The sequence below is a fragment of the Ectothiorhodospira sp. BSL-9 genome, assembly GCF_001632845.1.
Taxonomy (GTDB): Bacteria; Pseudomonadota; Gammaproteobacteria; order Ectothiorhodospirales; family Ectothiorhodospiraceae; genus Ectothiorhodospira.
This window is the reverse complement of record NZ_CP011994.1, coordinates 1,797,897-1,816,518: the sequence shown is the minus strand read 5'-3', so window position 1 is coordinate 1,816,518 and position 18,622 is coordinate 1,797,897. Positions and strand designations below refer to the sequence as shown.

Annotated in this window: 19 protein-coding genes and 2 tRNA genes; 6 read left to right on the top strand and 15 right to left on the bottom strand. The window is 64.4% G+C overall.

The window, feature by feature from the left end; translation table 11 throughout:
- The first annotated feature begins 2 nt into the window (after positions 1–2).
- A complete protein-coding gene (gene iscB / locus ECTOBSL9_RS08595) occupies positions 3–1,331 on the top strand; it encodes an RNA-guided endonuclease IscB (RefSeq protein ID WP_063464698.1) in 1,329 nt (442 codons plus the stop codon).
- Between the two features lie 60 nt (positions 1,332–1,391).
- Complete coding sequence (gene arsS, locus ECTOBSL9_RS08590; protein WP_063464697.1) at positions 1,392–2,351, top strand: arsenosugar biosynthesis radical SAM (seleno)protein ArsS; 960 nt, start codon at positions 1,392–1,394, stop codon at positions 2,349–2,351.
- Positions 2,352–2,437: 86 nt separating this feature from the next.
- Here arsS and ECTOBSL9_RS08585 read toward each other — a convergent pair.
- From ECTOBSL9_RS08585 to ECTOBSL9_RS08545, 9 genes are all read right to left on the bottom strand, one after another.
- A tRNA-Met gene (locus tag ECTOBSL9_RS08585) sits at positions 2,438–2,514 on the bottom strand.
- A gap of 46 nt (positions 2,515–2,560) precedes the next feature.
- A complete protein-coding gene (gene ychF, locus ECTOBSL9_RS08580) occupies positions 2,561–3,652 on the bottom strand; it encodes a redox-regulated ATPase YchF (protein WP_063464696.1) in 1,092 nt (363 codons plus the stop codon).
- A 45-nt stretch (positions 3,653–3,697) separates the two neighbouring features.
- On the bottom strand, positions 3,698–4,282 hold the full coding sequence (gene pth / locus ECTOBSL9_RS08575; RefSeq protein ID WP_063464695.1) for an aminoacyl-tRNA hydrolase: 585 nt from the start codon (positions 4,280–4,282) through the stop codon (positions 3,698–3,700).
- Positions 4,283–4,324: 42 nt separating this feature from the next.
- Positions 4,325–4,963 (bottom strand): 50S ribosomal protein L25/general stress protein Ctc, encoded by a 639-nt coding sequence (locus tag ECTOBSL9_RS08570; protein ID WP_063464694.1) that lies wholly within the window; start codon positions 4,961–4,963, stop codon positions 4,325–4,327.
- 97 nt (positions 4,964–5,060) lie between these two features.
- The gene (locus tag ECTOBSL9_RS08565) at positions 5,061–5,999 is read right to left on the bottom strand and encodes a ribose-phosphate diphosphokinase (protein WP_029762245.1); all 939 of its coding nucleotides are present in this window, start codon (positions 5,997–5,999) and stop codon (positions 5,061–5,063) included.
- A gap of 103 nt (positions 6,000–6,102) precedes the next feature.
- Positions 6,103–6,177 (bottom strand) — tRNA-Gln (locus ECTOBSL9_RS08560).
- A 26-nt stretch (positions 6,178–6,203) separates the two neighbouring features.
- Positions 6,204–7,058, bottom strand: coding sequence for a 4-(cytidine 5'-diphospho)-2-C-methyl-D-erythritol kinase (gene ispE, locus ECTOBSL9_RS08555; RefSeq protein ID WP_063464693.1), 855 nt, complete (start codon positions 7,056–7,058; stop codon positions 6,204–6,206).
- The gene (lolB, locus tag ECTOBSL9_RS08550; RefSeq protein ID WP_063464692.1) at positions 7,055–7,654 is read right to left on the bottom strand and encodes a lipoprotein insertase outer membrane protein LolB; all 600 of its coding nucleotides are present in this window, start codon (positions 7,652–7,654) and stop codon (positions 7,055–7,057) included. Before lolB ends, ispE begins: the two co-directional genes overlap by 4 nt.
- Positions 7,651–9,417, bottom strand: coding sequence for a tetratricopeptide repeat protein (locus tag ECTOBSL9_RS08545; protein WP_082829830.1), 1,767 nt, complete (start codon positions 9,415–9,417; stop codon positions 7,651–7,653). The genes lolB and ECTOBSL9_RS08545 overlap by 4 nt, the downstream gene beginning before the upstream one ends.
- 353 nt (positions 9,418–9,770) lie before the next feature.
- Here ECTOBSL9_RS08545 and hemA point away from each other — a divergent pair, with 353 nt between their 5' ends.
- From hemA to ECTOBSL9_RS08525, 4 genes are all read left to right on the top strand, one after another.
- On the top strand, positions 9,771–11,054 hold the full coding sequence (gene hemA / locus ECTOBSL9_RS08540; protein WP_063464691.1) for a glutamyl-tRNA reductase: 1,284 nt from the start codon (positions 9,771–9,773) through the stop codon (positions 11,052–11,054).
- The gene (gene prfA, locus ECTOBSL9_RS08535) at positions 11,051–12,133 is read left to right on the top strand and encodes a peptide chain release factor 1 (protein WP_063464690.1); all 1,083 of its coding nucleotides are present in this window, start codon (positions 11,051–11,053) and stop codon (positions 12,131–12,133) included. Before hemA ends, prfA begins: the two co-directional genes overlap by 4 nt.
- A gap of 83 nt (positions 12,134–12,216) precedes the next feature.
- Positions 12,217–13,053 carry a peptide chain release factor N(5)-glutamine methyltransferase gene (prmC, locus tag ECTOBSL9_RS08530; RefSeq protein WP_082829829.1) on the top strand — a complete coding sequence of 279 codons (837 nt, stop codon included), beginning with the start codon at positions 12,217–12,219 and terminating at the stop codon, positions 13,051–13,053.
- Positions 13,054–13,120: 67 nt separating this feature from the next.
- Positions 13,121–13,540: a hypothetical protein gene (locus tag ECTOBSL9_RS08525; protein WP_063464689.1), complete on the top strand. Its 420-nt coding sequence runs from the start codon at positions 13,121–13,123 to the stop codon at positions 13,538–13,540.
- Positions 13,541–13,563: 23 nt separating this feature from the next.
- Here ECTOBSL9_RS08525 and lipB read toward each other — a convergent pair whose 3' ends face one another.
- The 6 genes from lipB to mltB form a co-directional block, all read right to left on the bottom strand.
- Complete coding sequence (gene lipB, locus ECTOBSL9_RS08520) at positions 13,564–14,133, bottom strand: lipoyl(octanoyl) transferase LipB (RefSeq protein WP_063466092.1); 570 nt, start codon at positions 14,131–14,133, stop codon at positions 13,564–13,566.
- Positions 14,134–14,192: 59 nt separating this feature from the next.
- A complete protein-coding gene (locus ECTOBSL9_RS08515) occupies positions 14,193–14,471 on the bottom strand; it encodes a YbeD family protein (protein ID WP_063464688.1) in 279 nt (92 codons plus the stop codon).
- Positions 14,468–15,334, bottom strand: coding sequence for a D-amino acid aminotransferase (locus ECTOBSL9_RS08510; RefSeq protein ID WP_063464687.1), 867 nt, complete (start codon positions 15,332–15,334; stop codon positions 14,468–14,470). The genes ECTOBSL9_RS08515 and ECTOBSL9_RS08510 overlap by 4 nt, the downstream gene beginning before the upstream one ends.
- Before the next feature lie 24 nt (positions 15,335–15,358).
- A complete protein-coding gene (locus ECTOBSL9_RS08505; protein WP_063464686.1) occupies positions 15,359–16,531 on the bottom strand; it encodes a D-alanyl-D-alanine carboxypeptidase family protein in 1,173 nt (390 codons plus the stop codon).
- 121 nt (positions 16,532–16,652) lie between these two features.
- A complete protein-coding gene (locus ECTOBSL9_RS08500; protein WP_063464685.1) occupies positions 16,653–17,537 on the bottom strand; it encodes a septal ring lytic transglycosylase RlpA family protein in 885 nt (294 codons plus the stop codon).
- A complete protein-coding gene (gene mltB, locus ECTOBSL9_RS08495; RefSeq protein WP_371258968.1) occupies positions 17,534–18,616 on the bottom strand; it encodes a lytic murein transglycosylase B in 1,083 nt (360 codons plus the stop codon). The genes ECTOBSL9_RS08500 and mltB overlap by 4 nt, the downstream gene beginning before the upstream one ends.
- Positions 18,617–18,622 lie beyond the last annotated feature (6 nt).

The following is an 18,622-nucleotide window of genomic DNA, read 5'->3' as shown; positions in this document are numbered from 1 at the left end:
AAATGGCGGTTTTGGTACTGGACAGGCGTAAAAAGCCCCTGATGCCGTGTTCGGAGAAACGCGCACGGCTACTGCTGGAACGGGGTCGGGCCGTGGTCCACAAGATGCGTCCGTTCACGATCCGGCTGAAGGATCGCACGGCGGAGGCATCCACCTTGCAGCCGGTACGAATCAAGATCGATCCCGGCAGCAAGACCACCGGGGTGACGGTGATCCGCGAGGATGATTCCGACCCGGAGCAGCAGCAGGTGTTGATGCTGATGGAGGTGGAACATCGCGGACAATACATCAAGGACGCATTGACCCAGCGCCGCGCCTTTCGTCGTCGTCGGGGGCAGTTGCGTCACCGGGCACCCCGGTTCGACAATCGCACCCGGCCTCGGGGCTGGTTGGCACCGAGCCTTCAACACCGGGTGGATACCACACTGGCCTGGGTGGCGCGGTTGCGCCGACTGGCCCCGGTCACAGCCATCGACCAGGAGTTGGTTCGATTCGATACACAGGCGATGGAAGCCCCCGAGATCAGCGGCGTGGAGTACCAGCAGGGGACATTGCACGGTTACGAGGTGCGCGAATACCTGCTGGAGAAGTGGCAACGGCGCTGCGCCTACTGCGGGGCCAGGGACTTGCCTCTGGAGGTGGATCACATCAATCCCCGGAGCCGGGGCGGATCGGATCGGGTCAGCAACCTGACCCTGGCCTGCCACGACTGCAATCAGGCCAAGGGGAATCAGCCCGTGGAAGCCTTTCTGGCTGACGATCCCAAACGCCTGCAACGGATCAAGGACCAGGCCCGTGCGCCGCTCAAGGACGCGGCAGCGGTCAATGCCACGCGCTGGGCGCTGTTTCAAGGGCTCAAGGCCATGGGCCTGCCCGTGATCACTGGCAGCGGCGGTCGCACCAAATACAACCACCAGCGGTTGGGCCTACCCAAGACCCATGCGCTGGATGCGGCTTGCGTCGGTCAGGTCGCAGCGGTCACGGGCTGGAACGTGCCGACGCTGACGACGCGGGCCACGGGCCGGGGGAGTTATCAGCGCACGCGGCTCAACCGCTTTGGCTTCCCCCGTGGCTACCTGATGCGTCAAAAACAGGTGAAGGGCTTTCAGACCGGAGATCTGGTCCAGGCCCAGGTGCCGAGCGGCAAGAAAGCAGGCACGTATCAGGGCCGCGTGGCCATCCGCGCCACCGGCAGCTTCAACATCCAGACCGCCCAAGGCGTCGTCCAGGGCATTTCACACCGCCACTGCCGTCTGCTGCAACGAGCCGATGGCTATGGCTATACCTTCCAACCCAAACCACTACAGGAGGACGCGAGCAGGGCCGCGTGATCGTGCTACGCACGATGCGCTATCCCTCCCCGACCTGGACGGGGTTTCTCGCGCAAACTGATGAGCGCCATCCTGCCACAGCCGCAATCAACCACCTTCCCGGCCATCAAGCGTGGCCAACTGGAAACCCTGCAGGTGAACGTGGGCTATGTCTGCAACCTGACCTGCTTTCATTGCCACGTGAATGCCGGGCCCAACCGTCGGGAGAAGATGGATCGCGCCACCGCCGATCTGGTGCTCGATTACCTTCGCGCGACCGGCATCCACACCCTTGATCTCACCGGCGGGGCACCAGAACTGAACCCCCAGTTTCACTACCTGGTGGAGCAGGCACGAGGCATGGGGGTGCATGTGATGGATCGTTGCAATCTCACGGTGCTGGAGCAGCCAGGCCAGGCGGATCTGGCGGCATTTCTGGCGGCTCACCGGGTCGAGGTGGTGGCCTCCCTGCCCTGCTACACCCAGGACAATGTGGACACCCAGCGCGGCGAGGGGGTCTTCGCGCAGAGCCTGGCCGGCCTCCGGCAACTGAACGCGGTGGGCTACGGACAGCCCGGCAGCGATCTGGTGCTCAACCTGGTCTATAACCCGCTCGGACCCCATCTGCCACCCCCGCAGGCCCAGCTGGAGGCCGACTACAAGGACCACCTGGCCCGGGAATACGGCATCGTCTTCAATGGGCTGTTCGCCATCACCAACATGCCCATTCACCGCTTTGCCAAGCAGCTGCACAAAAACCGTGAGTACGAGGCCTACATGACCCTGCTCAAGGATGCCTACCGGGACGAAAATCTGGCAAGCGTCATGTGCCGCAGCCTGCTGAGCGTGGACTGGCAGGGCTATGTGTACGATTGTGATTTCAACCAGATGCTGCGCCTGCCCCTGGGGGCCGGCACACATCAGCGGACGCATCTGCGGGAGTTGATCCATCGGGATCTGAGTGGCGCGCCGATTAACGTCGCTGTCCACTGCTACGGCTGCACGGCCGGCCAGGGCTCCAGTTGCGGCGGAGCCCTCTGACCCGGCCGGTTTGACCTGCGCACAACGCAAGAAGCCCGCTCTATCGCGGGCTTCAAGGTTTTTCGGGGTGTTACTGGAAACGTGATTGGTGGCTACGGGTGGATTCGAACCACCGACCCCCGCATTATGAGTGCGATGCTCTAACCAGCTGAGCTACGTAGCCTTGGGAAGCGCAGGATTCTCGTGGTTTTAGCCCGGATTGTCAAGGCCTACACATTGAAGCGGAAGTGCACCACGTCGCCTTCCTTCATGACGTATTCCTTGCCTTCCAGGCGCCACTTACCGGCATCCTTGGCGCCCTGCTCACCCTTGCAGGCCACATAGTCGTCGTAGGCGATCACTTCGGCGCGAATGAAACCCTTCTCGAAATCCGTGTGGATGGCCCCGGCTGCGCGGGGGGCAGTGGCGCCGCGCTTGACGGTCCAGGCACGCACCTCTTTCACACCCGCAGTGAAGAAGGTCTGCAGCCCCAGAAGATCGTAGGCGCCACGGATCACCCGATCCAGGCCCGGCTCCTCCAGGCCCATCTCGGACAGGAATTCCGCCTTCTCGTCTTCTTCCAGCTGGGCGATCTCCGCCTCGATGGCGGCACAGACCGGGATCACCTGGGCCTGCTCCGCCTCGGCGAGTTCGCGCACACGCTCCAGCAGCGGATTGTCGATGAAGCCATCATCGTTGACATTGGCGATGAACATGGCCGGTTTGGCCGTGATCAGCTGCAACTCCCTGAGCAGCGGACGCTCCTCGTCGGTGAGCTCCACGGTGCGCGCCGGAAGCCCTTCCGCCAGCACGGCCTGGGCCTTTTCCGCCACGGTCTTGCGGGCGATAGCCTCCTTGTTGCCGGACTTGGCATTACGCACCAGCCGCGTCAGGGCCTTTTCCACCGTCTCCAGGTCTGCCAGGGCCAGTTCGGTGTGGATCACCTCGATATCGGACACCGGGTCCACGCGGCCCGCCACGTGCACCACATCATCGTTCTCGAAGCAGCGCACCACGTGGGCAATGGCGTCGGTTTCGCGAATATGGGCCAGAAACTGGTTGCCCAGGCCCTCCCCCTTGGAGGCACCGGCCACCAGCCCGGCGATATCCACGAACTCCACGGTGGTTGGCAGCACACGCTCGGGCTTGACGATACCCGCCAGCACCTCAAGACGTGGATCAGGGACCGGCACGACGCCCACGTTGGGGTCGATGGTGCAGAAGGGATAGTTCTCGGCCTGAATACCGGCCTTGGTGAGGGCATTGAACAGGGTGGACTTGCCCACATTGGGCAGGCCGACGATACCGCATTTGAGGCTCATGGGGTGTCCGGACTCCGGTCTTGAGTTCTTGTCTGGGAGGTGAGGCTAAGGACTGGTATGGAGCTGATTCATGGCCTTTTGAACCTCTCCGATGACCACCTGAGGGGTGAGATCCAGGGCCCGTTCGATGCTGTCCTGGATGGCCACATCCTCATCGGGGGCCGGTCGGCTGAGGACGAAAGGTACCACGTCATCCCGGTGCCCGGGGTGACCCACGCCCAGCCTGAGACGCAGGAAGTCCTTGCCCAGATGGGCCATGATATGACGCAACCCATTGTGGCCACCATGGCCACCGCCGCGCTTGATCCGGGCGGCACCCGGAGGCAGATCGATCTCATCGTGGACCACCAGAATGGAAGCCACGGGAATCCGGTAAAAGTCCGACAACAGGCGAATGGGCTGCCCGCTGTGGTTCATGTAGGCCATGGGCTTGAGCAGCCAGACATCCTGCCCATCGATCGTCACCCGGACCACATCACCGGCAAACCGACTCTCGGAGCGGAACTGTCCACCGTGACGCCGGGCCAGGGCGTCCACAAACCAGAACCCGGCGTTATGCCGGGTTCGGTCATATTTGGGGCCGGGATTGCCCAGCCCCGCGATCAGGCGGATCGTGTCCTGCTCACTCACGGTACGCGTCCATTCCAGATCTCAGCCAACCCCGCGAGCCCATCAGGCCTCGGGGGTTTCCTCGCCACCTTCGGACTCCTCGTCCTCGGCGGCGCTGCCACCGCGGGTCTTGAGCACGCTCACCACCGGCAGGTCGTGATCGGGGCCCTGAGCCAGGGCGGTCAGGGTCACGCCCTGGGGCATGGTCAGCTGGGACAGGTGCACGGAATCGCCCACGTTCATTTCGCCCACGTCCACCTCGATGTACTCGGGCAGATCACGGGGCAGGCACTCCACTTCCACTTCCACGGACTGGTGGCTGAGCATGCCGCCACCCTTCTTCACACCCACACAGGTCTCTTCATTGAGGAAGTGCAGGGGCACGTGCACACGCACGGGCTCATTGTCACTCACGCGCTGCAGGTCCATATGCACCAGGAAGGGCTTGTAGGGGTGGCGCTGCAGGTCGCGCACGATGGCCTTTTCCAGCTTGCCGTCGATCGTGACGTTGAGAATGTGGGAATAAAAAGCCTCGTATTCCTGGCTCAGCCAGACCGCGCTGTGATCCAGGGTAATGCTCATGGGTTCCTTGCCGGCGCCATAGATGATGGCGGGCAGTCGGCCGGCCCGGCGCAGGCGGCGGCTCGCACCCTTGCCCCGCTCCGTACGCGACTCTGCTTGCAGTTCAAAATTGACACTCATGTCTTGCTCTCCGACTTACAAAAGAAACCCCTCCCGCGACCAGGAGGGGCGATGGGGCCGGGAGAGGAACCTCCCGGCCAAAATGCATTCCCTACCGTCAGTCCACGAACAGCGAGCTGACCGACTCCTCGCGGTTGATGCGACGGATGGTCTCGGCCAGCATGCCAGCCACACTGAGCTGCTTGATACGATCACAGGCCTGGGCTTCCGGGCGCAGCGGCAGGGTGTCCGTCACCACCAGCTCATCCAGCTCCGAGTTCGTGATGTTCTCGATGGCGGGGCCTGACAGGACCGGGTGAGTGGCATAGGCCATGACCTTGGAGGCGCCGTGCTCCTTCAGGGCCTTGGCGGCCTGGCACAGGGTCCCGGCGGTATCCACCAGGTCGTCGATGATGATGCAGGTCTTGTCCTGCACATCGCCGATGATGTGCATCACCTGGGATTCATTGGCCTTGGGCCGGCGCTTGTCGATGATGGCCAGCTCGGCGTCGTCCAGGCGCTTGGCCAGGGCACGGGCGCGCACCACACCACCCACATCCGGGGAGACCACGAGCAGGTTGGGGATCTTCTGGCGCCAGATGTGCCCCAGCAGGATGGGGGAGGCGTAGACGTTATCCACCGGCACGTTGAAGAAGCCCTGCACCTGGTCGGCGTGCACGTCCACGGTAAGCACCCGGTCTGCTCCCACCGCCTCGAGCATGTTGGCCACCACCTTGGCGGAGATGGGCACGCGGGCGGAGCGCACACGACGGTCCTGGCGGGAGTAACCAAAATAGGGGATGACAGTGGTGATGCGACCCGCCGAGGCGCGACGCAAGGCGTCCACCATGATCAGCAGTTCCATGAGGTTGTCGTTGGTGGGGGAACCGGTGGACTGGATGATGAAGACATCCCTCCCACGAACATTCTCCAGCAATTCCACCTGCACCTCGCCATCGCTGAAACGACCGACGACTGCCTTGCCCAGAGGCAGATTGAGATGGTTGACCACACTTTGCGCCAGGTTGGGAGTGGCATTCCCGGCGAAGATCATCATTTTGGTTTTTTCGACCACTGTGGATCTAGGGAGCATAATTTTAGGGAACCCTAAAAACACCAAATCCCCTGCACCGGGAGGGCGCAGGGGACTCGACGATGGTTGGCTGGGCCGGCAGGATTCGAACCTGCGAATGCCGGGATCAAAACCCGGTGCCTTACCACTTGGCGACGGCCCAAGAAAACTTTCAGCGAGAGTTGGAACTCATGCGCGATCCATGCGGTCCTGCAATGCGGAGCGGTTTTGGCCCTGGGCCACAAAGCCCTGCCAGGCTGTTGGCAACCGGCTGTGAGCCTCCCGAGCAGCATCTTCTCCCGCAAAGGCGGCAAAGACACAACTACCGGTTCCCGTCATGCGTGCCTGAACACCCTGGCGCTCCAGCCAGCCAAGGGCTTCGGCCACGGCCGGATAGTGCTTGCACACGATGGGCTCACACACGTTCGCAGCCCGTCCCGCAGTAAAGTCGGCTATTTTGATGGGTTCGCAGTTTCGTGTCAATCCAGGATCGCCAAAGACGGCGCCGGTGGACACATGCACCCCGGGGTGGATCACCAGATACCAGGGTTCGGAGGGGGCAACGGGCTCGAAGCGCTCCCCCACCCCCTCCGCCCAGGCCGCCCGCCCGTGGACAAAGATGGGCACATCAGCCCCCAGACCCAGGCCCAGCTCCGCCAATTCCCCGAGGGTCAGTCCAGTGCCCCAGAGATGATTGAGCGCCACCAGGGTGGTGGCGGCATCGGAGCTGCCACCCCCCAGCCCGCCGCCCATGGGCAGGACCTTGCGCACCCGGATCAGTGCCCCGTCGCCATACCCGGTGGCCCGCTTCAGGCAGCGGGCCGCCCGCACCGTCAGGTCATCCTCCGGCGCCACATCCTCCAGCACATGGGCGGGACGTATCTGATCTCCATCGAGCGGTTCGAAATCCAGCACATCTCCGTGGGAGAGGAACTGAAACACCGTCTGCAGCTCATGATAGCCATCCGGGCGGCGACCGGTGATATGCAGGAACAGATTGAGCTTGGCTGGCGCGGGCCAACCCTTCCAGGCATCCAGGTTCATGGGTTCATCTGCCAGTCATCCATCAGTACACGGACGCGTATGTCGTCGAATTCCAGGGTCATGCGATCGGGCAGCGGCGGGCGGGCCTCGTCGCTGTAGCGCTGGTAGCGCACGGTCCATCCCGATTGCGCCAGCTGCTCGGGGCGGCCGGCCGGGTCCAGCGCATAGGCCTCCAGGGAGCCCCCGGGAGCAGGAATCCCCAGCACCCAGTAGCGCAGACCGTTCACCGGCAGCCGCCAGCCGAGGGTATCGTACACCAGTTGATCGGCGTCCCGGGCATGGTGGTCACGCCCTTCACTGTCGGTGAGGGTTACGCCGGAGGCATCGCCACGCAGGCGGGCGGCATGACGGCCGAAGGGCCCGTAGATCTGGATATCGTAGGCCTCACCATCCTGCCGCCAGCGCAGATTGGCATTCCAGCGCTCCTCATCCACGGCCACGGCCACGCGCCCCGCAAGCACCCAGTCATCCCGCGCCGACAGGACCTCCAGCCGCTGCTGCCAGGTGCGCTCAACATCCTCAACCGGCTCGGGCGGACGCACGGCACAGGCGGCGAGCAGGGCTGCCGCCAGGCATATCGTGATGAGTCGCATCATGGGTTCAGTCTTTCCTTGAGGCGCAACAGGCGTTCGTGATCGGGATCCCGCTCCAGGGCAGCCTCAAGGATATCCAGGGCCTCCTCGCGCTCACCCCGCTCCCAGAGCACCTGGGCCAGGTTGCTGGCGATCTCGCCATCCTCCATCTTGCCGTAGGCGCGGCGCAGGTGGCTTTCCGCCTCGTCCAGGCGACCCAGGCGGTACAGCACCCATCCCATGCTGTCGATGATGGCGGCATCGTCGGGGCGCTGCTCATAGGCCCGACTGATGTAATCGTAGGCCTCCTCGAAGCGATCGGTGCGATCAGCCAGGGTATATCCCAGCGCATTGAGGGCCGCGGGGTTGTCGGGATCCTGCTCCAGGATGCGATTCAGGTCTTCCTCGAGTTGGTCGATCCGATCCAGGCGCTCGGCCATCAGGGCCCGCGCATACAGCAACTCCAGGTGGTCAGGATGTGACTCCAGAGCCTTATCCAGAAGCTCCATGCCCGCCCGATAGTCCCGGGTCTCACGCAGTAGCTGGGCCTCCGAAAGATAGGTTTCCACCTGCAAACGCGGGTTGTCGCTGGTCTCGCGCAAGCGGGTGAGAGCCTCCCGAGCCTCGTTGACCTGCCCCATTTCACCCCGAAGACGGGCGGCACGAATCATGGACTCCTGGCGGTATTCCCCCCGATCCACCTCCTCGTAAAAGTCCACGGCACGCTGGGCATCCCCCGTGAGCTCGGCAATGCGACCCAGGTAGTAGCGCGCCTCACCGGCGCGCTGACCGATCTTGAGCAACTGCTCCAGATAGCGTTCGGCCTCGCTGTACTGCTCCATCTCGATATTGATCAGCCCAAGGGTATAGAGCATGTCGGCGTCATCGCCGCGCTCGGCCACCACCGCCTCGAACTGGGTCCGGGCATCCGCAAAGCGCTCTTCCTGCAGCAGCAGCCGACCGTAATTGACCCGCAGATCCAGATCGTCGGGGTAGCGCTCCACCAGGTCCTCCATGGCCTGCAGGGAAGCCTCACGATCACCGGTGCGCTGGATTGCCCGTGCCCTGAGCACGCTGGCCTCGCGCAGGTCCGGGTCGATGCGCAGCGCCCTCTCGGTGGCGGCCACCGCCGCATGGGGCTGATCCTGCTGCAGTGCCAGGCTACCCAGGGCCAATTGCACGCTGGCATCATCGGGGCGCTTGGCGGCCACCTGCTCCATGGCCTTCACCGCCGCCGCACCATGCTGTGCCCGGGAAAGAATATTCACCAACAGCCCCAGGCCGTCCCCCTCCACGGCTTCCATGCGCTCAAGCACCCGTTCCAGGTGAGGCACGGCAGCATCCGGCTGATCGTCATTGACCAGCATGGCGGCCAGCACCTGACGGGCCTCCAGGCTGTCGCCGTCCAATGCCACCCAGCGCTGGGCCGCCGGCAGGGCCTTCTCCCGGTCACCGGAGAAGAGGGCGATCCGGGTGGCCCGCTCGGCCACGCCCGGATCGTCACTTCGTTTGGCCGCGCGCAAGTAATGATCAAGGGAGACTTGCAGTTCGCCCATATGACCGGCAATCTCCCCCACCAGCAGTTCATATAAGAGATCCGCCTGACCATTGTCCTCCGGCGTCCCCATCCGCAGATCGAGATTGGGATACACTTCCGGATCGTGCCCGCCGCCCCCCTGGGTCAGGCCGGCACAGGCGGTAAGCAGGCTGGCCGCAAGAACGATGCCGGCCAGACCGACGGCGGCGCGAGCGGGAAACGATGCAAAAGACGTGGCGAAAGGCTTCATCAGGGGACAGTAACCCAATAGGTCGAAATGAGCAGGACACCAGACCGGATCGCTTGTTGCAACCCGTCGGCACGAATACCCACAAGGGGGGCGCGCCAAAGGCCCCGGACAGTGTAAACTCAACTGGACAGCGCCCGGGCACCCTGCGTGTCAGATTGAGGAAACAGCCTCACGGAATGCGTCGCCTCGTATCCCTTTGGCACCATAACGCGACCGATAAGTTCCCGGGCTCTTGGCCGACACCCATAGGATCAGGAGTTTTCCGTGCGGACTCAAAGGGTTGAAACTGGGGTAAACTTGTCATGACTTCAATGCTGGCGCAAAATACGCTATTCACCAGGTCCTCACGTGCGATGCTTTTTACTCTCGGAGTCAATCACAAATCCGCCCCCGTCGGGATTCGCGAACGGGTCGTCTTCTCACCGGATCGCATGGAGGAGGCCCTTAGCGGGCTGACCCAATCCACGCCGGTGGAAGAGGCAGCCATACTGTCCACCTGCAATCGCACGGAAATCTACTTCCGCTCCGAAGCCCACCAGCCCACCGACCGGGTACTGCACTGGCTGGGGGAATTTCACCGCCTCAAACCCAGCGAGATCCAGCCCTATATCTACCGCCACCACGATGATGACGCCGTGCGTCACCTGCTGCGCGTGGCCTGCGGACTGGACTCCCTGGTGCTGGGCGAACCCCAGATCCTGGGTCAGCTCAAGGGGGCCTACCAGAACGCCAACAGCTCCGGCACCCTGGGCCGTCAACTGGGTCGCCTGTTCCAGCACGCCTTCTCCGTGGCGAAGAATGTGCGCACCTCCACCGCCATCGGTTCCAGCCCGGTCTCCGTGGCCTTTGCGGCGGTTTCCCTGGCCAAGCAGATCTGGGGTGACATGAAGCCCCTGACGGCGCTGATGATCGGCGCCGGCGAAACCGTTGAACTGGCCGCCCGCCACCTGAGCACCAACGAGATCGGGCGCATCATCGTCGCCAACCGCACGGTGGAACGCGCCAAGCCCCTGGCAGATCAGTTCAATGCCGAGGTGATCACCCTGCAGGAGATCCCCAATCGCCTGGCAGAAGCCGATATCCTGATCTCTTCCACCGCCAGCCCACTGCCCATCCTGGGCAAGGGCGCCGTGGAGCGGGCCCTGAAGGTGCGCAAGCATCGACCCATGTTCATGGTGGACATCGCCGTACCCCGGGACATCGAACCGGAGGTGGGCAAGCTGGACGACGTGTATCTCTACACGGTGGACGACCTGGAAGAGGTCATCCAGGAGAACCTGCAGTCCCGCCGCGAGGCAGCGCGCCAGGCTGAGGAGATCATCGAATCCCAGGTGGATACCTTCATGGGCTGGCTGCGGGCCCAGGACGCGGTGAGCACCATCTGCGCCTTCCGCGACAAGGCCCACAGCATGCAGCTGGAGGTGCTGGACAAGTCCCTGCAGATGGTGGCCGCCGGAAAGTCCCCGGAGGAGGCCCTGGGCTTTCTCGCCCACACCCTCACCAACAAGTTCCTGCATGAGCCTTGCGACAGCATGAACCAGGCAGCCCGGGACGGCAAACTGGAACTCATCGACGCGGCCCATGCCCTGTTCAAGCTGCCTGAAACCGACACCAGCGGTAACAAGATCAGTTCGTGAAAGACTCCATTCGCCGCAAGCTGGAAGACATTGCCGAGCGATTTGAAGAACTGGGCGGCCTGCTCTCCGACCCGGACGTGATCGGCGACCAGGATCGGTTTCGCCAGTATTCCGTGGAATACAGCCAGCTGGAACCGGTGGTAGCGGCCTGGAACGAGTATGCCCAGGCCCGTGACGACCTGGAGGCCGCCCGCGAGATGGCCCGCGACCCGGATCCGGATCTGCGCGCCATGGCCCAGGATGAGGTGGACGCCACCCAGATCCGCCTGGCGGATCTGGAGCAGAACCTTCAGCGCCACCTGATCCCCCGCGACCCCCACGACGACAGCAACACCTTTCTGGAAATCCGCGCCGGCACCGGCGGAGACGAGGCCGCCATCTTTGCCGGGGACCTGTTCCGCATGTATTCCCGCTACGCCGAGACCTGCGGCTGGCAGATGGAAATCCTCTCGGAAAGCGAGGGTGAGCATGGCGGTTTCAAGGAGATCATCGCCCGGGTGACGGGGCGGGGCGTGTATGCACGCCTCAAGTTCGAATCCGGTGCGCATCGGGTGCAACGGGTACCCGAGACCGAATCCCAGGGCCGCATCCATACCTCGGCGGCCACCGTGGTGGTCATGCCCGAACCCGACGAGATGGAAATCCCCGAGATCAATCCCGCCGATCTGCGGGTGGACACCTACCGGGCCAGCGGCGCCGGCGGGCAGCACGTGAACCGCACCGACTCTGCCGTGCGTCTCACCCACCTCCCCTCGGGTCTGGTGGTGGAATGCCAGGAAGAACGCTCCCAGCACAAGAACCGGGCCAAGGCCATGAGTTACCTGGCCGCCCGGCTCCTGGAAATGGAAGAGACCCGGCGCCACTCGGAACAGTCCGCCACCCGCAAATCCCTGGTGGGCAGCGGCGATCGCTCCGAGCGCATCCGCACCTACAACTTCCCCCAGGGCCGGGTGACCGACCACCGGATCAACCTCACCCTCTACAAGCTGGAAAACATCATGACGGGCGACCTGGACCCGGTGATCGACCCGCTGGTCAATGAACACCAGGCCGAACAGCTCGCCGCCCTGGGTGACTGAGGCAAGACCTCAGCAAGCGCCCACGATAGGCTCTCACAATGGGCCCCTCACCTGCCCTCCCCAACGCAAAGGTGCCACCTGAGATGACCCTGACCGTTGCCCAGCTGATCACCGAAACCTGCCAGGGCCTGCAAGCGGTGGATGCCCCCCGCCTTGAGGCCCAGTTGCTGGTGGCCCAGGCGTTGGGTCGCGATCGTGCCTGGCTCTATGCTCATGGGGAGGACCCTGCTCCAGAAGACGTCATCGAGCAGGTGCGCCAGTGGGCGCTGCGCCGATCTGCCGGGGAACCCGCAGCCTATCTGCTGGGGCGTCGAGAGTTCTGGTCGCTGGATCTGAAGGTGGGCCCCCAGGTACTGATCCCGCGCCCGGACACCGAGGTCCTGGTGGAGGCAGCCCTGTCCCACCTGGACGAGGACAGCAACGCGTCCATTATCGACCTGGGCACGGGCTCCGGCGCCATCGCCCTGGCCCTGGCCACGGAACGTCCGAAGGCACGCATCACCGCCACGGACCGCTCCAGCCTCGCCCTGGGGATGGCCGCTGACAACGCCCGCCACCTGGGCCTGGACACTCGCGTCCAATGGGTCAGCGGAAGCTGGTATGCCCCGCTGGGGGACACACGCTTTGACATGATCGTCAGCAACCCCCCCTATGTGGCCGACGCCGACCCGCATCTGGCGCAACTGGATCACGAACCCCGGGAGGCCCTGGTGTCCGGCGCCGACGGCCTGGATGACCTGCGCCATATTGTGGCCGGCGCGCCGCATCATCTTCGGGCCGGCGGCTGGCTGCTGGTGGAGCATGGGGCGGATCAGGGGGCGGCTGTCCGGGCGCTGTTCCAGGCAGCGGGTTTGTCACAGGTGGGCACACTCAAGGATCTGGCCGGGCGGGACCGGGTGACCCTGGGTTGCCGGGACTGAACCCCCGGATTGGGAAGCCTGCATTTTTTGTCTTGCATATTCCGGGCAGGCCGCTAGCATTGGCCCCATGGAATCCGCAGACGACGCATACATTCGCCATCGGGAACTGGTGTTCCGGGGCCCGCAGAAAGAACAGGACCAGTTGGAGGCCGCCTGGCTGATGTTGCGGGACGAGGTGCCCGCCATCCGCGAGGTACACCGCGATGGCGACAAGAAACTCCAGGTCACCTATGACATCCGCGAGATCACCTATGCGGAACTGGAGCAGGCCCTCACCGAGGTGGGCTTCCACATGGATAACAGCCTGCTGTCGAAACTACGCCGCGCCCTGTACAACTACGGTGAGGATACCGTCCGCGACAACCTGGGCCTGGTCAAGGACGAAAGCATCAGTGGCGTGGCCCAGCGGGTGTTCGTGAACCAGTACCGGCAACAGGCCCACGGCTGCCGGGATCATCGGCCCCGACACTGGCGGGAATACCTGTAGCAGGACGGCTTCGTTCCGTTCCATCACCCCACCCACTCAACCTGGCGCCCCAGCCTCTCCACCAGGCAACGCGTTAGCCCCTCCGCAGCCTCCCCCCAACTCACCTCCACCCCCAACTGCTCCAGAGACGTGGTCGCCAGCCCCTGGTGGCCACAGGGATTGATGCGCGCGAAGGCGCTCAGATCCGGGTTCACGTTGAAGGCCAGCCCATGGTAGCTGCCTCCGCGACGCACCCGCAGCCCCAGGGCGGCCACCTTGGCACCCCCCACATACACCCCGGGGGCATCCGCACGGGCCTGGGCCTGGATACCCAGCCCCTCCAGATAATCGATCACGGTGCGCTCCAGGGCCGTTACCAGGGCACGTACCCCCGTGCCCTGACGACGCACATCCAGCAGCAGATAGATGACCACCTGACCGGGGCCGTGATAGGTCACCTGCCCACCCCGGTCCACCGGGATCACCGGGATATCGCCGGCATCCAGCACATGCTCCGGCTTGCCATTCATGCCCAGGGTGAACACCGGCGGATGCTCCACCTGCCAGATCTCGTCTGCAGTATCCTCGTCGCGCCCGGCGGTGAAGTCCTGCATGGCTCGCCACACAGGCTCGTACTCGCGCCGACCCAGGCGATGCACGCGGATGGAAGACTTCACAGAGCCATGGTCACCAGTTCGCAGGCGGTCAGGTCCTGGTAGAGGGCATCCATGTGTTGGCGGCTCTGGGCCTGTACCACCACGGTAATGGCCACATACCGGCCATTGCGGGACGGGCGGGAAGAGAAGGCCTGGCTGGACACCTCAGGCACATGGCGGCGCACGATGGCCTCCACCCGCTCATGAAACTCGGGCACCGAGGCCCCCATCACCTTCACGGGGAATTGGCAGGGGAAGGCGTCATCCAGCAGGGGAGTCTCACTGTGATCGCTCATGGGGCCTCCTGGCGCAGACTGGCCTTGTAGTCCTGATAAAGTGCATGAATGCGCTGCCACACGGGGCCAGGCGTCCCCTCCCCCACTGCCCGGCCATCCAGGCGCGTGACCGGCAGGATCTCGCGGGTGGAACTGGTGAGCCAGATCTCCTGGGCCCCGTGGAGACTGTCCCCGGGGATGCGCGTTTCCATCACCGGCAGGTCGTTGGCCTCGGCCAGCTCCACCACCAGATCCCGGGTGATCCCACCCAGCAGGGAATGATCCTTGGGCGGCGTGACGATCACCCCATCCGCCACCAGGAACAGGTTACTGGCTGCACCTTCCGTGGCCAGGCCGTTGCGCACCAGGATGGCCTCCGTGGCACCGCTGTCCACGGCCTCCTGCCGGGCCAGCACATTCGCCAGCAGGGTGATGGCCTTGATGTCACAACGGGACCAGCGGTGGTCGGGGATCACCACGGCGGCCACGCCTTGGGCCAGCACCTGCTCGTCGGGCGGCCGGATGGGGTTGACCATGGCCATCACCGTAGGCGTGATGGCTTCCGGAAAGGCGTGGTCCCGGGGCGCCACGCCCCGGGTCACCTGCACGTAGATGCTGCGATCGCCACCCGGGTTACGGGCCAGCAACTCCTCAAGGAGGGCCGCCCAGCCCTGCCGGGACAGCGGATCGGGAATACGGATCTCCGCCAGGCTGCGGGCCAGGCGATCCAGATGCTCCCCCAGACGCAGCAGGCGTCCGCCGAAGACGGGGATCACCTCGTACACGCCGTCCCCGAACAGAAAGCCCCGGTCGAGCACCGACACCTTCGCCATATCCTCCGGCAGAAACTCGCCGTTGAGATAGATGATCTTGCTATCAGACATCGTGGCTCCCGTGTGCCTGTCCGCTCAATAGCGAATCCAAAGCCAGGCCCCGTCCATCAACTGGCGGACCAGCCCCCCCTCTTCCACGGCCTCCAGCGCCACCAGGGGGCGGGTCGCGACCACCTCGTCTCCCAGCACCAGCTTCAACTCGCCATAGCCGGCACCCTGCTGAATGGGGGCTTCCAGCAGGCGGTCCATCTCCGTTTGTGCCTGCATCTGCTCATAACCGCCCCGGGGAATGCTCACATAGAAGGGCTCGGTAAGGCCCAGGGGGACGGACTTGGCTTCCCCCTTCCACACCCGGGCCTCGGTCAGGGGCTCTCCGGCCTCGTAGACCCGGTGGGTTTCGAACTGGCGGAAGGCCCAGTTATAGAGGGCCTGGGACTCGTTGGCCCGCATGCGCCCGCCCTGTTCGTGACTGGAGGCTTCGATTCCCATCACCGCCACCACCAGTCGCATGTCGTCACGCTTGGCCGAGGACACCAGATTGTAGCCCGCGGAACTGGTCCAGCCGGTCTTGCCGCCGTCCACCGAGTCATCCCGCCACAGCAACAGATTGCGGTTGGACTGGCTGATGCCGTTATAGGTGAAGCTGCGCTCGGCGTAGTACCCGTAGTACTCGGGGAAATCGTTCACCAGGGCCTGCATCAGCGTGGAGATGTCCCGGGCCGAGGTGTACTGATCCGCCTCGCTGGGCAGACCGTGGCTGTTCTGAAAGCGGGTGTCGTGCATCCCCAGGGCTCGGGCCTGGGCGTTCATCAGGTCCACGAACGCCCCCTCGGTACCGGCCACCCGTTCTGCCAGTGCCACACAGGCATCGTTGCCGGACTGGACGATCATGCCACGGAGCAGGTCTTCCACCGTGACCTTCCTGCCCACCTCGATGAACATGCGCGACGCCCCGCGCATCCCGGTACGCCAGGCCCGCTCACTGACCTCCACCTCTTCGTCCAGGCTGAGCTTGCCCTCCTGCAGTTCACGGAAGACCATGTAGGCGGTCATGATCTTGGTCAGGCTGGCGGGCTCCACCCGCTGATCCCCTTCCCGTTCGGCGAGGATGGCGCCGCTCTGCGCATCCATCACCACGTAGTTACGGGCATTGAGATCCGAGGGAGGAGACACCCTGAGGGCACTCCCCAGGGCCACCCCGGGCAGCAGGGCAAACAACAGCAAAAAGACGCTTACTCTCTGGATCATGGCTCTTCAGACACCTGGAATGATTCGATTCGGAACTGGATGGGGTGAGGCTATCATACATTCAGACCCTGGATGCCGGAGACGCTCCAGGGTGGATCGGGACGCATCCCCATGGGGCAACTTAATCGGTCACGATGCGAAAATCCGTGATGCCCATCGCCTCCAGGGTGCGCCCCGCCTCGGCCGCCCGCGACTCGTCGGCCTTCGGCCCGAGGCGCACCCGGTAAAGGTAACGATCCTCGACCCGGCTTTCGGTGACAGCCACAAGCCCCAGGCCCCGGGCCCGCAGGCGATCCTGCAGAAGCTCGGCGTTGGTGCGGCTGGCGAAGGCCCCCACCTGCACAAAGACATCCCCGGGAGGCTCATCAGCCGGCAGGGGCTGTAATATGGGTGCGGGTGTCCGTACATGGCCACCGGAACCGTTGTCGGCCCCAGCGGGCGTCGCCGCCTGTTGCATCCTGCCGGAGGCAGGATAGGGCTCCAGGGCCTCCACCTCCACACGTGCCGTGCCCTGATTGATCATGTCGATCCGGTGCGCTGCCGCATAGGACAGGTCGATGATGCGATTGTTCACAAAGGGCCCACGGTCATTCACCCGAACCACCACACTGCGCCCGTTCTCCAGGTTGGTGACGCGCACATAAGTGGGCAGGGGCAGCGCCGTATGGGCCGCCGTCATGGCGTACATGTCGTAGGGCTCGCCACTGGAGGTGCGCCGACCATGAAACTTGGTGCCATACCAGGAGGCGATGCCGCGCTCCCGGTAGCCCTCGGCCGAGGCCAGCGTGTGATAGCGCTTCCCGAATACCTCGTAGGACTCCGGATTGCCATACCGGCTGGGTGGCTCGGGCCGCGGCGTGGGTTCCTCGACGGCGGCCAGATCGGGCACTTCTCGGGGATGCGGGGCACCATCCCCGGATACGGGTCCACGCGGGCCGCCACAGGCGGTCAGCACCCCTGCCACCAGGGCCAGCAGCAGCGCGCCCGCCAACCCGGGAAGTTTCACGAACCATCACCCCGTCGCAGCTCGGCTTCCCGGGCCTCGCGGATTTCCCGGGCCAGTTCGTACACGGCCATGGCGTACAGGGGGCTGCGGTTGTAGCGGGTGATCACGTAGAAATTCTCATATCCAAGCCAGACCTGGGTACCCTCCTCTGCCTCCAGTTCAATCACCGAAAAACGGGCATCCGGATCCACCGATGAAACCGGCTTGACGCCCTTTTCCGCAAGATCATCCAGGCTGTGCCGGGCCCGGTAGGGACGGCTCACCAGTGCCTTGTAGTCGTCACCTTCCACCTGGGCGCGCACCACCACGGGATCACCCATGGACCAGCCATGACGCCGGAAGTAGTTGGCCACGCTGCCGATGGCATCGGGCCAGGAGTTGAGCAGGTCCCGACGGCCGTCACCGCTGAAGTCCACGGCGTATTCCCGGTAGCTGGAGGAGATGAACTGTCCCCGGCCCATGGCCCCGGCGTAGGAGCCTTTGGTACCGCGCAGATCCAGCCCCTCCTCCCTCACGAGCCGCAGGTAGTGGGCCAGCTCGGAGCGGAAGAAATCCGCCCGGGGTGGGTAATCAAACCCCAGGGTCACCAGGGCATCGAACACCGGGAAGCCGCCGGCATGCCGGCCATAGAAGGTCTCCACACCAATGATGGCAACGATGATGTCGGGGTTCACCCGGAAGCGTTCCTGGGCCCGCAACAGGGTGGATTCATGCTCCTCCCAGAAACGCACCCCCGCCTCGATCCGCTGACGGGTGAGGAAAATGGGCCGATAGTCCTTCCAGGGGCGGGCCTCGGCCGGCGCCGAGATCAGATCCAGCACCCGCTGCAGTCCGTCGGTGTCGGCAAACAGCGCGCGCAGTTCATCCTCGTCAAACCCCTCGTCCACCTGCTCCTGGATGAAGCGCTGCACCTCCTCGCGCTCCAGATAGGGGGGATCTCCCGCCTTGAAGCGAGGCGCGGCATCACCCACCCCGGGCAGGAGGGCAAGCAGAAGGCAAAGCCCCATGATCAGGGCTGTCGTCACACGCAGGGAAGGGCTTGATAGGGAACCGCGCATCAGGATCACCAGGGGGGTCATGGGGAA

What these genes read in the sequence shown, in the direction of transcription:
- ECTOBSL9_RS08515 (WP_063464688.1), bottom strand. Translation starts at nt 14,471, where the DNA reads ATGAGCGATCACAGTGAGACTCCCCTGCTGGATGACGCCTTCCCCTGC.
- prmC (WP_082829829.1), top strand. Translation starts at nt 12,217, where the DNA reads ATGACCCTGACCGTTGCCCAGCTGATCACCGAAACCTGCCAGGGCCTG.
- arsS (WP_063464697.1), top strand. Translation starts at nt 1,392, where the DNA reads ATGAGCGCCATCCTGCCACAGCCGCAATCAACCACCTTCCCGGCCATC.
- iscB (WP_063464698.1), top strand. Translation starts at nt 3, where the DNA reads ATGGCGGTTTTGGTACTGGACAGGCGTAAAAAGCCCCTGATGCCGTGT.
- mltB (WP_371258968.1), bottom strand. Translation starts at nt 18,616, where the DNA reads ATGACCCCCCTGGTGATCCTGATGCGCGGTTCCCTATCAAGCCCTTCC.
- ECTOBSL9_RS08505 (WP_063464686.1), bottom strand. Translation starts at nt 16,531, where the DNA reads ATGATCCAGAGAGTAAGCGTCTTTTTGCTGTTGTTTGCCCTGCTGCCC.
- ECTOBSL9_RS08570 (WP_063464694.1), bottom strand. Translation starts at nt 4,963, where the DNA reads ATGAGTGTCAATTTTGAACTGCAAGCAGAGTCGCGTACGGAGCGGGGC.
- lipB (WP_063466092.1), bottom strand. Translation starts at nt 14,133, where the DNA reads ATGCAGGACTTCACCGCCGGGCGCGACGAGGATACTGCAGACGAGATC.
- ychF (WP_063464696.1), bottom strand. Translation starts at nt 3,652, where the DNA reads ATGAGCCTCAAATGCGGTATCGTCGGCCTGCCCAATGTGGGCAAGTCC.
- ECTOBSL9_RS08565 (WP_029762245.1), bottom strand. Translation starts at nt 5,999, where the DNA reads ATGATGATCTTCGCCGGGAATGCCACTCCCAACCTGGCGCAAAGTGTG.
- hemA (WP_063464691.1), top strand. Translation starts at nt 9,771, where the DNA reads ATGCTTTTTACTCTCGGAGTCAATCACAAATCCGCCCCCGTCGGGATT.
- ECTOBSL9_RS08525 (WP_063464689.1), top strand. Translation starts at nt 13,121, where the DNA reads ATGGAATCCGCAGACGACGCATACATTCGCCATCGGGAACTGGTGTTC.
- ECTOBSL9_RS08545 (WP_082829830.1), bottom strand. Translation starts at nt 9,417, where the DNA reads ATGAAGCCTTTCGCCACGTCTTTTGCATCGTTTCCCGCTCGCGCCGCC.
- ispE (WP_063464693.1), bottom strand. Translation starts at nt 7,058, where the DNA reads ATGAACCTGGATGCCTGGAAGGGTTGGCCCGCGCCAGCCAAGCTCAAT.
- ECTOBSL9_RS08510 (WP_063464687.1), bottom strand. Translation starts at nt 15,334, where the DNA reads ATGTCTGATAGCAAGATCATCTATCTCAACGGCGAGTTTCTGCCGGAG.
- lolB (WP_063464692.1), bottom strand. Translation starts at nt 7,654, where the DNA reads ATGATGCGACTCATCACGATATGCCTGGCGGCAGCCCTGCTCGCCGCC.